Source organism: Micromonospora globispora (genome assembly GCF_003857015.1).
GTDB lineage: Bacteria > Actinomycetota > Actinomycetes > Mycobacteriales > Micromonosporaceae > Micromonospora > Micromonospora globispora.
Genome location: NZ_QGGF01000737.1, coordinates 1 through 12,146, shown reverse-complemented (window position 1 = coordinate 12,146; position 12,146 = coordinate 1). Strand labels below are relative to the sequence as shown.

The following is a 12,146-nucleotide window of genomic DNA, read 5'->3' as shown; positions in this document are numbered from 1 at the left end:
TGGCGTGAGGTACGGCGTGGCGGTGCTCGCCGTCGGCGCGGTGGGCGCCCTGGTCCTCGGCCTGGGCGGCTCGGTCGCACCGTGGCTGGTGCCGCCGGTGATGGCGACCGCCCGGGCGCTGACCGGGTCGCTCGCGGTCTCCGCCGGCCTGCTGCTGACCGCCTGGGCCCTGGTCTGGGCGGCCGTGGCGCTGGCCGGCTACGCCTGGCGCCGCCGCGTCCGGGCCTGATCGGCGTGCCGCTCGGGACGGTGGGGAAGGGGTGACCGGGCCCACTCGAGGGGCGATTTGGAGGTATCGGGACACGTCGCGTAACCTTGTCGCGTAGTTCCACCCAGAGACCGCTGGTCACCGTGCCTCGGCACGGTCGAAGGTCCCGCGATGACGGGCGACCCGCGCAGGGCGGCAAGCGAAACTCGGTTCCTCCCGTGGTCCGCCGACCATGGTGATCGTGCCGGCCCTCGCCCCGTGCGCCCTGCGCCGGGGCTTTTCTCGTTGTCGTGATGCCTCCGGCCCCGTCGAAGAGCTTCCGCTCGTCGGCGGCGACCAGCCTCGAGCAACGAGAGAGGAGGGACATGGCGGACAAGCCGATCCGGGCCGACAAGGCCACGGCCGTCGCTGAGCTGACCGAGAGCTTCCGTAACGCGGGAGCCGCGGTGCTCACCGAGTACCGTGGTCTGACGGTTTCCCAGCTCACCCAGCTGCGGCGCTCGCTCGGCAAGGAGACCACCTACACGGTCGCCAAGAACACGCTGGCCAAGCGTGCGGCGTCCGAGGCGGGCATCTCCGGCCTCGACGAGCTGTTCACCGGTCCTACCGCGCTGACTTTCGTTTCGGGCGACGTCGTCGAGGCGGCGAAGGGGCTTCGCGACTTCGCGAAGGCCAACCCGAAGCTCGTCATCAAGGGCGGTGTCTTCGAGGGCAAGGCCATCACCGCGGCCGAGGTCACGAAGCTCGCCGACCTGGAGTCCCGTGAGGTGCTGCTGGCCAAGCTGGCCGGCGCGATGAAGGGCAACCTGAGCAAGGCCGCGGCCCTGTTCCAGGCTCCGCTCTCCAAGGCCGCCCGTGCGGCGGCCGCCCTGGCGGACAAGCGCGAGAAGGAGGGCGCCGAGGCGGCCTGAGGCCCTCCGGCGCACCCACGTTCTTAGTTTTCACTTTTAGAAAGGACGCCAGACATGGCGAAGCTCAGCACCGAAGAGCTGCTCGACGCGTTCAAGGAGATGACGCTGATCGAGCTCTCCGAGTTCGTGAAGCAGTTCGAGGAGACCTTCGAGGTCACCGCCGCGGCTCCGGTCGCGATGGCCGCCGCCGCCCCGGGTGCCGCCCCGGCCGAGGCCGAGCCGGAGAAGGACGAGTTCGACGTCATCCTCGACGCCGACGGTGGCAAGAAGATCCAGGTCATCAAGGTCGTGCGTGAGCTGACCGGCCTGGGCCTCAAGGAGGCCAAGGACCTGGTCGAGGCCGCTCCGAAGGCCGTCCTGGAGAAGGCCAACAAGGAGACCGCCGAGAAGGCCAAGGCCAAGCTCGAGGGCGAGGGCGCCAAGGTCACCCTCAAGTGACCTGAGGTACGACCTGCGCGTGTCCGGCTCGCGTGAGTCGGGGCACACCGCGTCGTGGCGGGCGGTGATCCGGGAACGGATCGCCGCCCGCTGTGCTTGGTGGGTTCCGGTGGCAGCGGCGTGAGCAGGGCGTCCGCCGGCCGGGCCGACGACCGCGCAGCGACGCCCCGCGGTAGCCCGACGGCGGGAAAGACACCCCGACCGGTCACCGGCCCTTGACGCGGCCCCGGGCTGCCAGGCACGCTGACACCAGCAAGACCTTCCGCGCTTGCAACGGCCACCACTTGGGTAATGGCAGCGGCAGCACCAGCGCCGCGGCACCCGAGCGGCCCGGCAGGAACATCGCGTTCCGAGCGGCCCGGTGAGACCCGGTTTTCCAGGGTCCCGAGGCGAGTTCCGCGATGACCTGCGGGGTGGGCTGGACAGCGGTTAGCCTCTCGGCTACACTGCTAGTTTGCGCTGCCTTCCGACTTGACCCCTGCTCGGAAATGTCCGTTTGCGGATATTTCTGGTGGGGTCATTGGAGTGCACGCGTACCAGCCGTTCTGCAGCACCGGTCCTCGGAAGGACGCATCTTGGCAGCTTCCCGCCCTGCGAAGACCAGTCGTACGTCGAGCGCTTTCGCTCCCCGCCGAGTTTCATTCGGCAGGATCACCGAACACCTCGAGGTCCCCAACCTCCTCGCCATTCAGAACGAGTCCTTTGACTGGCTCGTCGGCAACGAGGCTTGGCAGGGCCGGTCGGCGGACGACCCGCACGCACGCTCGGGTCTCGCGGAGATCCTCGAGGAGATCAGTCCCATTGAGGACTTCTCCGGCACCATGTCGCTCTCCTTCTCGGCTCCGCGCTTCGACGAGGTGAAGGCCTCGATCGAGGAGTGCAAGGAGAAGGACCTCACCTACTGCGCGCCGCTGTTCGTGACCGCGGAGTTCACCAACAACACCACTGGCGAGATCAAGAGCCAGACGGTGTTCATGGGTGACTTCCCGATGATGACGCCGAAGGGCACCTTCGTCATCAACGGCACCGAGCGCGTCGTGGTCAGTCAGCTCGTCCGGTCCCCGGGCGTCTACTTCGACAAGCAGCCGGACAAGACCTCCGACCGCGACCTCTCCAGCGTCAAGGTCATCCCGAGCCGGGGTGCCTGGCTGGAGTTCGACATCGACAAGCGCGACACGGTCGGCGTCCGCATCGACCGTAAGCGCCGGCAGGCCGTCACCGTCCTGCTCAAGGCCATCGGGTGGTCCGCGGAGCGGATCCGCGAGAAGTTCGGCTGGTCCGAGCTGATGATGACCACGCTCGAGAAGGACCACATCGCCGGCCAGGACGAGGCGCTGCTCGACATCTACCGGAAGCTCCGCCCTGGCGAGCCGCCGACCCGTGAGAACGCCCAGACCCTGCTCGACAACCTCTTCTTCAACCCGAAGCGGTACGACGTCGCCAAGGTCGGGCGCTACAAGTTCAACAAGAAGCTCGAAGTCGACGTGCCGATCACCACCGGGACGCTGACCGAGGACGACATCGTCGCCACCGTCGAGTACCTCTGCCGGCTGCACGCCGGTGAGGAGGGCTACGAGGCCGACGACATCGACCACTTCGGCAACCGGCGCCTGCGTACCGTGGGCGAGCTGATCCAGAACCAGGTCCGGGTCGGCCTGTCCCGGATGGAGCGGGTCGTCCGCGAGCGGATGACCACCCAGGACGTCGAGGCGATCACGCCGCAGACCCTGATCAACATCCGCCCGGTGGTGGCGGCGATCAAGGAGTTCTTCGGCACGTCGCAGCTGTCCCAGTTCATGGACCAGACCAACCCGCTGGCGGGTCTGACCCACCGGCGCCGGCTGAGCGCGCTCGGCCCGGGTGGTCTGTCCCGGGAGCGGGCCGGCTTCGAGGTCCGTGACGTGCACCCGTCCCACTACGGCCGGATGTGCCCGATCGAGACGCCGGAAGGCCCGAACATCGGCCTGATCGGCGCCCTGTCCACCTTCGCCCGGGTCAACCCGTTCGGCTTCATCGAGACGCCGTACCGGAAGGTCGTCGAGGGTCGGGTCACCGACCAGATCGACTACCTGACCGCGGACGAGGAGGACCGGTTCGTCAAGGCCCAGGCCAACGCGCCGCTGAAGGCCGACGGCACGTTCGCCGAGGACCGGGTCCTGTGCCGCCGTAAGGGCGGCGAGACCGAGGACGTGGTTCCCGGCGCCGTCGACTACATGGACGTCTCGCCGCGGCAGATGACCTCGGTCGCGACCGCGATGATCCCGTTCCTCGAGCACGACGACGCCAACCGTGCCCTGATGGGCGCGAACATGCAGCGTCAGGCGGTGCCGCTGGTCAAGGCCGAGGCTCCGCTGGTCGGCACCGGCATGGAGTACCGCGCGGCCGTCGACGCCGGCGACGTGGTCGTAGCCGAGGTCGGCGGTGTGATCGAGGACCTCTGCGCCGACTACGTCACGATCCACCAGGACGACGGCCACCGTCGGACGTACCTGCTGCACAAGTTCCGCCGCTCCAACGCCGGCTCCTGTGTGAACCAGAAGCCGGTCGTCTTCGAGGGCGACCGCGTCGAGGCCGGTCAGGTCATCGCCGACGGTCCGTGCACCGACGAGGGCGAGATGGCGCTCGGGCGCAACCTGCTGGTGGCGTTCATGTGCTGGGAGGGCCACAACTACGAGGACGCGATCATCCTGTCGCAGCGCCTCGTGCAGCAGGACGTGCTGACCTCGATCCACATCGAGGAGCACGAGGTCGACGCCCGGGACACCAAGCTCGGCCCGGAGGAGATCACCCGCGACATCCCGAACGTCAGCGAGGAGATGCTCGCTGACCTCGACGAGCGCGGCATCATCCGGATCGGCGCCGAGGTCGTCCCCGGCGACATCCTGGTCGGCAAGGTCACGCCGAAGGGCGAGACCGAGCTGACGCCGGAGGAGCGACTGCTCCGCGCGATCTTCGGCGAGAAGGCGCGCGAGGTCCGGGACACCTCGCTGAAGGTGCCGCACGGCGAGACCGGCACGGTCATCGGTGTGCGTACCTTCTCCCGCGAGGACGGCGACGAGCTGCCGCCGGGTGTCAACGAGCTGGTCCGGGTCTACGTCGCCCAGAAGCGCAAGATCCAGGACGGTGACAAGCTCGCCGGCCGGCACGGCAACAAGGGCGTCATCTCCAAGATCCTGCCGGTCGAGGACATGCCGTTCCTCGAGGACGGCACCCCGGTCGACATCGTGCTCAACCCGCTGGGTGTGCCCTCCCGGATGAACATCGGCCAGGTCCTGGAGACCCACCTCGGCTGGGTCGCCAAGACCGGTTGGAGCGTGGACGGCGACGACGCGGCGTGGAAGAAGCAGCTGCGCTCGATCGACGCCCACGAGTCCGAGCCGGACACCAACGTGGCCACTCCGGTCTTCGACGGTGCCCGCGAGGAGGAGATCTCCGGTCTGCTCTCGTCGACCCTGCCCAACCGGGACGGCAAGCAGCTGATCGGTTCCTCGGGCAAGGCGCAGCTGTTCGACGGTCGCTCCGGCGAGCCGCTGCCGGACCCGATCGCGGTCGGCTACATCTACATCCTGAAGCTCAACCACCTGGTCGACGACAAGATCCACGCCCGGTCGACCGGCCCGTACTCGATGATCACGCAGCAGCCGCTGGGTGGTAAGGCGCAGTTCGGTGGCCAGCGCTTCGGTGAGATGGAGTGCTGGGCGATGCAGGCGTACGGCGCCGCCTACGCCCTGCAGGAGCTGCTGACGATCAAGTCCGACGACGTCCTCGGCCGGGTGAAGGTCTACGAGGCGATCGTCAAGGGCGAGAACATCCCCGAGCCGGGCATTCCGGAGTCGTTCAAGGTGCTGCTCAAGGAGCTGCAGTCGCTGTGCCTCAACGTCGAGGTGCTCTCCAGCGACGGTGTGGCCCTGGAGATGCGCGAGACCGACGACGAGGTGTTCCGGGCCGCGGAGGAGCTGGGCATCGACCTGTCCCGGCGCGAGCCGAGCTCGGTCGAAGAGGTCTGAGGTGAGCGGTCGGGAGTCGGCTCGCCGGCTCCCGACCCCACCCACTAGCTAAGCAGTACAGACGACGACATAGGGGACATAGTGCTCGACGTCAACTTCTTCGACGAGCTGCGCATCGGCCTTGCCACCGCTGACGACATCCGTCAGTGGTCGCACGGTGAGGTCAAGAAGCCCGAGACGATCAACTACCGCACGCTCAAGCCGGAAAAGGACGGGCTCTTCTGCGAGAAGATCTTCGGTCCGCAGCGGGACTGGGAGTGCTACTGCGGTAAGTACAAGCGGGTCCGCTTCAAGGGCATCATCTGCGAGCGCTGCGGCGTCGAGGTGACCCGTTCCAAGGTCCGTCGTGAGCGGATGGGGCACATCGAGCTGGCCGCTCCGGTGACCCACATCTGGTACTTCAAGGGCGTGCCGAGCCGGCTGGGCTACCTGCTGGACCTCGCTCCCAAGGACCTCGAGAAGATCATCTACTTCGCCTCGTACGTCGTGACGAGCGTGGACGCCGAAGCGCGCCACCGTGACCTCTCGACCATCGAGAACGAGATCCTGGCCGAGAAGCGGCAGGCCGAGAACAGCCGCGACTCGGAGATCGAGAAGCGGGCCGCCAAGCTCGAGGCCGACCTGGCCGAGCTGGAGGCCGAGGGTGCCAAGGCGGACGTCCGGCGCAAGGTCAAGGAGGGCGGAGAGCGCGAGATGCGCCAGATCCGCGACCGGGCCCAGCGCGAGATCGACCGCCTCGACGAGGTCCTCGACACCTTCCGCAAGCTCGAGCCGAAGCAGCTGGTCACGGACGAGCTGCTCTACCGCGAGCTGCGCGACCGGTTCGGCGAGTACTTCACCGGCGGCATGGGCGCCGAGGCCATCAAGGCCCTGGTCCAGAACATGGACCTCGAGGCCGAGGCCGAGAGCCTGCGCGAGACCATTCGCTCCGGCAAGGGCCAGCGGAAGATCCGGGCGCTCAAGCGGCTGAAGGTCGTCGCGGCGTTCCAGAACACCCGCAACTCGCCGCTCGGCATGGTGCTGGACTGCGTTCCGGTCATCCCGCCGGACCTGCGCCCGATGGTGCAGCTGGACGGTGGCCGCTTCGCGACCTCCGACCTGAACGACCTGTACCGCCGCGTGATCAACCGGAACAACCGCCTCAAGCGGCTGATCGACCTCGGCGCGCCCGAGATCATCGTCAACAACGAGAAGCGGATGCTCCAGGAGGCCGTCGACGCGCTGTTCGACAACGGCCGCCGCGGCCGGCCGGTCACCGGTCCGGGTAACCGTCCGCTCAAGTCGCTGTCCGACATGCTCAAGGGCAAGCAGGGCCGGTTCCGCCAGAACCTGCTGGGCAAGCGCGTCGACTACTCCGGCCGTTCGGTCATCGTGGTCGGCCCGAAGCTCAAGCTGCACCAGTGCGGCCTGCCCAAGCAGATGGCGCTGGAGCTGTTCAAGCCGTTCGTGATGAAGCGGCTGGTCGACCTCAACCACGCGCAGAACATCAAGTCCGCCAAGCGGATGGTCGAGCGGCAGCGGCCGGTCGTGTGGGACGTGCTGGAAGAGGTCATCGGCGAGCACCCGGTGCTGCTGAACCGGGCGCCGACCCTGCACCGTCTGGGCATCCAGGCCTTCGAGCCGCAGTTGGTCGAGGGCAAGGCCATCCAGATCCACCCGCTGGTCTGCACCGCGTTCAACGCCGACTTCGACGGTGACCAGATGGCGGTCCACGTGCCGCTGTCCGCCGAGGCTCAGGCCGAGGCGCGGATCCTGATGCTGTCGTCGAACAACATCCTCAAGCCGGCCGACGGCAAGCCGGTCACCATGCCCACCCAGGACATGGTCATCGGTCTGTACCACCTCACCCACCTCACCCCCGGTGAGAAGGGCGAGGGCCGGGCGTTCAGCTCGGACGCCGAGGCCCGGATGGCGTTCGACAACGGCGAGCTGCACCTGCAGGCTCCGGTCCGGATCCGGCTGCGCGGCATCGTCGGTGTGGACAACGGCGCCGGCGCGGAGCCGTGGGTCGCGCCCGAGGGCTGGGTCGAGGGTGAGCCGGTGACGGTGGAGACCACCCTGGGCCGGGTCCTGTTCAACGAGACGCTGCCGCCGGGCTACCGCTTCGTGAACTACGAGATCCGCAAGGGCCAGCTCTCCGCGATCGTCAACGACCTCGCCGAGCGCTTCCCGAAGGTGGCGCTCGCGGCCACCCTCGACGGGCTCAAGGAGGCCGGTTTCCACTGGGCCACCTGGTCCGGCGTCACCATCGGCATGGAGGACGTCATCGCTCCGCCGCGCAAGCGGGAGATCCTGGAGCGGTACGAGAAGGAAGCCGACCGGATCGACAAGCAGTACCAGCGTGGTCTGATGACCGCCGAGGAGCGCCGCGGCGAGCTCATCGAGATCTGGACCAAGGCGACCAACGAGGTCGCCAAGGAGATGGACACCGCGCTGCCGCAGGAGAACCCGCTGTGGAAGATGATCAACTCGGGTGCCCGCGGTAACCTGCTCCAGCTCCGGCAGATCGCGGCGATCCGTGGTCTGGTGGCCAACCCGAAGGGTGAGATCATCCCGCGGCCTATCAAGGCCAGCTACCGGGAGGGTCTGTCCGTGCTGGAGTACTTCATCTCCACGCACGGTGCCCGTAAGGGTCTCGCGGACACCGCCCTGCGTACCGCCGACTCGGGTTACCTGACCCGTCGTCTGGTGGACGTCTCGCAGGACGTCATCATCCGCGAGGAGGACTGCGGCACCGACCGCGCCATCCCGATGCAGATCGGCGAGCGGCTCGACGGCAAGCTGGTCGTGCACGAGCACGCCGAGACCAGCGTGCACGCCCGGACCCTGGCCGACGACATCAAGGGGCCGGACGGCACCGTCGTCGCCCAGCGGGGCCAGGACCTCAACTCCATCCTGGTCGACAAGATCGTCGCCGCCGGGACGGAGACGGTGCGGGTGCGCAGCGTGCTCACCTGCGAGTCGAAGCTGGGCGTCTGCGGTGCGTGCTACGGCCGCTCGCTGCCGACCGGCAAGACCGTGGACGTCGGCGAGGCGGTCGGCATCATCGCCGCCCAGTCGATCGGTGAGCCGGGTACCCAGCTGACGATGCGTACCTTCCACACCGGTGGTGTCGCGGGTGAGGACATCACCCAGGGTCTGCCCCGGGTCCAGGAGATCTTCGAGGCCCGGGTCCCGAAGGGTAAGGCGCCCATCGCCGACACCCCGGGTCGGATCCGGATCGAGGACGGCGAGCGGTCGCGGAAGATCATCGTCATCCCGGACGACGGCAGCGACGAGATCGTCTACGACAAGATCTCCAAGCGGGTGCGGCTGCGTACCCACGACGGCGATCACGTCGAGGTCGGCGAGAAGCTCACCGAGGGCACCATCGACCCGCACGAGCTGCTGCGCATCCTCGGCCCGCGCGCGGTCCAGGTCCACCTGACCCAGGAGGTCCAGGAGGTCTACCGCTCGCAGGGTGTGCTCATCCACGACAAGCACATCGAGATCATCATCCGCCAGATGCTCAAGCGGGTGACGGTCATCGACTCCGGCTCGACCGAGTTCCTGCCGGGCGTGCTGGTCGACCGGGCGCTCTTCGAGTCGGAGAACCGCCGACTCGTCGGTGAGGGTGGCGAGCCCGCCGCTGGTCGCCCGGTGCTGATGGGTATCACCAAGGCCTCGCTGGCCACGGACTCCTGGCTGTCGGCGGCCTCCTTCCAGGAGACCACCCGGGTGCTGACGGACGCGGCGATCCACGCCCGCAGCGACTCGCTGATCGGCCTCAAGGAGAACGTGATCATCGGTAAGCTCATCCCGGCCGGTACGGGCATCAGTAAGTACCGCAACGTCCGGGTCGAGCCGACCGAGGAGGCGAAGGCCAAGGTCTACTCGATGACCGGCTACCCGGAGACCGACTACGGCTTCGGGCCGGCCAGCGGCCAGGCGGTGCCGCTGGACGACTTCGACTTCGGGTCGTACCGCTAAGCAGTGCAACGACGAGGCCCCCGGCATCCGCCGGGGGCCTCGCCGCGTCTCCGGGTACGCGATGTGAAGAGGAAGCTCTCGAAAGAAGTCTCTCGAGAGACTACGCTCGACGGCATGGAGAGCGAGCAGCAACGTACCCTCACCGACGCCCGCGAGCTGCGGGCGCTGAGTCATCCCGTACGACTGGCCCTGATGGAGGCCCTCGGCGGCGGCCCGCTGACCGCCACCCAGGCCGGCGAGCTGATCGGGGAGAGCCCGACCACCTGCTCCTTCCACCTGCGCCAGCTCGCCCGCTACGGCTTCGTCGAGGAGGCCGGCGGCGGTCGCGGCCGGGCCCGGCCCTGGCGGCTGACCCGGCGGGGCTGGTCGGCGCCCGCCCGGCCGGAGGACCCGGACTGGACCCGGGCCTCCCAGGCGCTCGACCGGGTGCTGCTCGACCGGTACCTGCAGCGGCTCCGCCGCTTCGTCGACGACGCCCCCAGCTACCCCCGCGAGTGGTACCAAGCCGCCACCGGCCAGCAGCACCTGTTCCACCTCACCGCCGAGGAGTTGACTGACTTCGTCGCCGCGTACCGGGAGCTGGTCGACGACGTCACGGCTCGCGCGGACCGGCGGCGGACCGACCCGGCCGCCCGCCCGGCCGGCTCCCGCCCGGTCGAACTGCTCTTCTTCGGCTACCCCGTCGAGTCGCCGGAGGTGCCCGATGTCGACCCGTCGGCTGCTGGCTGATCGGCGCGGCCGCCGTTACCTCACCGGGCAGACCCTCTCCCTGATCGGGGACACCTCGATGTGGCTGGCCTGCGGGATCTGGGTCAAGGAGCTGACCGGCAGCAACGGGGCCGCCGGCCTGACCTTCCTCTTCTTCACCGCCCCGGCGCTGCTGGCGCCGCTGGCCGGGATGCTCGCCGACCGGTTGCCGCGCCGCCGGCTGCTGGTGGTGGCGAACCTCGCCGGCGCGGTCATCCTGCTGCCGCTGCTGGCGGTCCGCGGTCCCGGCCAGGTGGGGCTGATCTACGCGGTGATGTTCCTGTACGGCTGCCTCAACCTGGTCATCGCGCCGGCCCAGTCGGCCCTGCTGGTCAGCCTGCTGCCCGAGGAGTTGCTGGCCGACGCGAACGCGCTGCTGCGGACCGTCCGGGAGAGCCTGCGCCTGCTCGCCCCGCTCGCCGGGGCCGGCCTGTACGCGCTGCTCGGCGGCGCGGCGGTCGCGGCGCTCGACATGGCGACGTTCGTCGCCGCAGCGGTGCTGCTGCTGTCGCTGCGGGTCCCCGACGTGGTGCCGGAGGCAGCGGCGCGGACGGGCGGCTTCCTGCGGCACTGGTCGGGCGAGGTGAGCGCCGGCTTCCGGCACCTGGCCGGGCATCCGCTGCTGCGGCGGGTGGTGCTCGCGACCGTGGTGCTCGCCCTGGTGCTCGGGTTCAGCGAGTCGGCCGGGTACGCCGTGGTGGAGCGCGGCCTCGGGCGGGCTCCGGAGTTCCTCGGGGTGCTCCAGGCAGCGCAGGGAGCCGGCGCGGTCCTCGGCGGGCTGGGCAGCGCTCGGGCCGTCCGCAGGTACGGCGAGGTCCGGGTCGCCGCGGTGGCCTTCCTCTGCTGGGCCATCGGCGCGGCGCTGGCCGCCACCCCGGCGCTCGGCGTGGTCCTCGCCGGCCGGGTCAGCTCCGGCGCCGGGCTGACGATCATGGCGATCGCCCTGCTCACCCTGCTCCAGCGGAGTGCCCCCGAACGGCTCCAGGGCCGGGTGTACGCCGGCTTCGAGGTGGCCACCACCGTCCCGCAGACCGCGTCGATCGGGCTCGGGGCGTACCTGATCGGGGTGCTCGACTACCGGGCCGTTCTCCTCACCGAGGCCGCCGTGGTGGTGCTGGCCGCACTCCTCCTGCTCCGGGCCGGGCGGTTCGCGCCGACCCGTGGCGAGTTCACGGTGGGGGAGCGGGCGGCCACGCCGCGGCCGCCGGCCGATCCGGAGGGGCATGATGGACGGCATGACGACCGCACCCGGGCAGGTGCCCGTCGCCCAGCACGGGCCGCGCCATCCGCTCGATCCTGAGCCGGTCCGGTCGACGAAGGCCCGCGCCGTCTTCGCCCTGGGTCTGATCGGCGCGCTGACCGGGCTCTTCATCGGCGGGGTGGTGCCGTCGACCATCGCCCTCCAGTTGGCCCGGCAGGCCCGCCGGGAGGCGTACGCCTCGGGCGGCTTCCTGACCGGCGGGGACTGGCTGCGGCGGGGGGAGCGGTTGGCCTGGGCCGGCCTGGTGCTGGTCGCCGTCGCGGTGGTGACGGCGGTGGTGATCGGCGTGGTGCGGCTCGCCGGCGCGCCCTTCGGGCACGACTACGCCCCGAACGTGGACTGACCGCCCGAGGGAGGCGGCCGCGCCCGGCCCCGTGGACGGGACCCGCGACGGTAGCCTGACCGGTGTCCGCCGCACGGCGGTGGGCGAGGCGCGTCGACAGGAGGACCTCGTGACGGAACCGGCCCCGCCGTCGGGAGGCGAACCGCCGCGGCCCTCCGCCGGTCCGGACGCCGCCGAGTCCGGCGCGAGGAACCCGTGGGCCCCGCCGGGCGCCGGGTTCGACGAGGGGCCGACCGCGCCGCCGGAGGTCGCCCCCGTCGGG

The 12,146-nt window shown here is 69.7% G+C and carries 7 protein-coding genes and 1 pseudogene; all 8 read left to right on the top strand.

The features are described 5' to 3' along the window. Window positions 1–229 (top strand): annotated as a pseudogene (locus DKL51_RS33065) (hypothetical protein); the annotation flags it as partial. A 344-nt stretch (window positions 230–573) separates the two neighbouring features. Next, window positions 574–1,119 carry a 50S ribosomal protein L10 gene (gene rplJ / locus DKL51_RS33060; RefSeq protein ID WP_124813218.1) on the top strand — a complete coding sequence of 182 codons (546 nt, stop codon included), beginning with the start codon at window positions 574–576 and terminating at the stop codon, window positions 1,117–1,119. A gap of 54 nt (window positions 1,120–1,173) precedes the next feature. Then, window positions 1,174–1,557: a 50S ribosomal protein L7/L12 gene (gene rplL / locus DKL51_RS33055; RefSeq protein WP_109944011.1), complete on the top strand. Its 384-nt coding sequence runs from the start codon at window positions 1,174–1,176 to the stop codon at window positions 1,555–1,557. Window positions 1,558–2,132: 575 nt separating this feature from the next. Next, the gene (gene rpoB / locus DKL51_RS33050; RefSeq protein ID WP_109944012.1) at window positions 2,133–5,564 is read left to right on the top strand and encodes a DNA-directed RNA polymerase subunit beta; all 3,432 of its coding nucleotides are present in this window, start codon (window positions 2,133–2,135) and stop codon (window positions 5,562–5,564) included. A gap of 81 nt (window positions 5,565–5,645) precedes the next feature. Further along, on the top strand, window positions 5,646–9,533 hold the full coding sequence (locus DKL51_RS33045; protein ID WP_109944013.1) for a DNA-directed RNA polymerase subunit beta': 3,888 nt from the start codon (window positions 5,646–5,648) through the stop codon (window positions 9,531–9,533). A 114-nt stretch (window positions 9,534–9,647) separates the two neighbouring features. Continuing rightward, window positions 9,648–10,262 (top strand): ArsR/SmtB family transcription factor, encoded by a 615-nt coding sequence (locus tag DKL51_RS35975; RefSeq protein ID WP_207783792.1) that lies wholly within the window; start codon window positions 9,648–9,650, stop codon window positions 10,260–10,262. Further along, window positions 10,237–11,580: an MFS transporter gene (locus DKL51_RS33035; RefSeq protein WP_109944014.1), complete on the top strand. Its 1,344-nt coding sequence runs from the start codon at window positions 10,237–10,239 to the stop codon at window positions 11,578–11,580. The genes DKL51_RS35975 and DKL51_RS33035 overlap by 26 nt, the downstream gene beginning before the upstream one ends. Continuing rightward, window positions 11,516–11,884, top strand: coding sequence for a hypothetical protein (locus DKL51_RS33030; RefSeq protein WP_109944015.1), 369 nt, complete (start codon window positions 11,516–11,518; stop codon window positions 11,882–11,884). The genes DKL51_RS33035 and DKL51_RS33030 overlap by 65 nt, the downstream gene beginning before the upstream one ends. The last annotated feature ends 262 nt before the right edge of the window (window positions 11,885–12,146 follow it).

Coding starts and splice junctions, on each gene's coding strand:
- rplJ (WP_124813218.1), top strand. CDS start 574: ATGGCGGACAAGCCGATCCGGGCCGACAAGGCCACGGCCGTCGCTGAG.
- rplL (WP_109944011.1), top strand. CDS start 1,174: ATGGCGAAGCTCAGCACCGAAGAGCTGCTCGACGCGTTCAAGGAGATG.
- DKL51_RS33030 (WP_109944015.1), top strand. CDS start 11,516: ATGACGACCGCACCCGGGCAGGTGCCCGTCGCCCAGCACGGGCCGCGC.
- DKL51_RS33035 (WP_109944014.1), top strand. CDS start 10,237: ATGTCGACCCGTCGGCTGCTGGCTGATCGGCGCGGCCGCCGTTACCTC.
- DKL51_RS35975 (WP_207783792.1), top strand. CDS start 9,648: ATGGAGAGCGAGCAGCAACGTACCCTCACCGACGCCCGCGAGCTGCGG.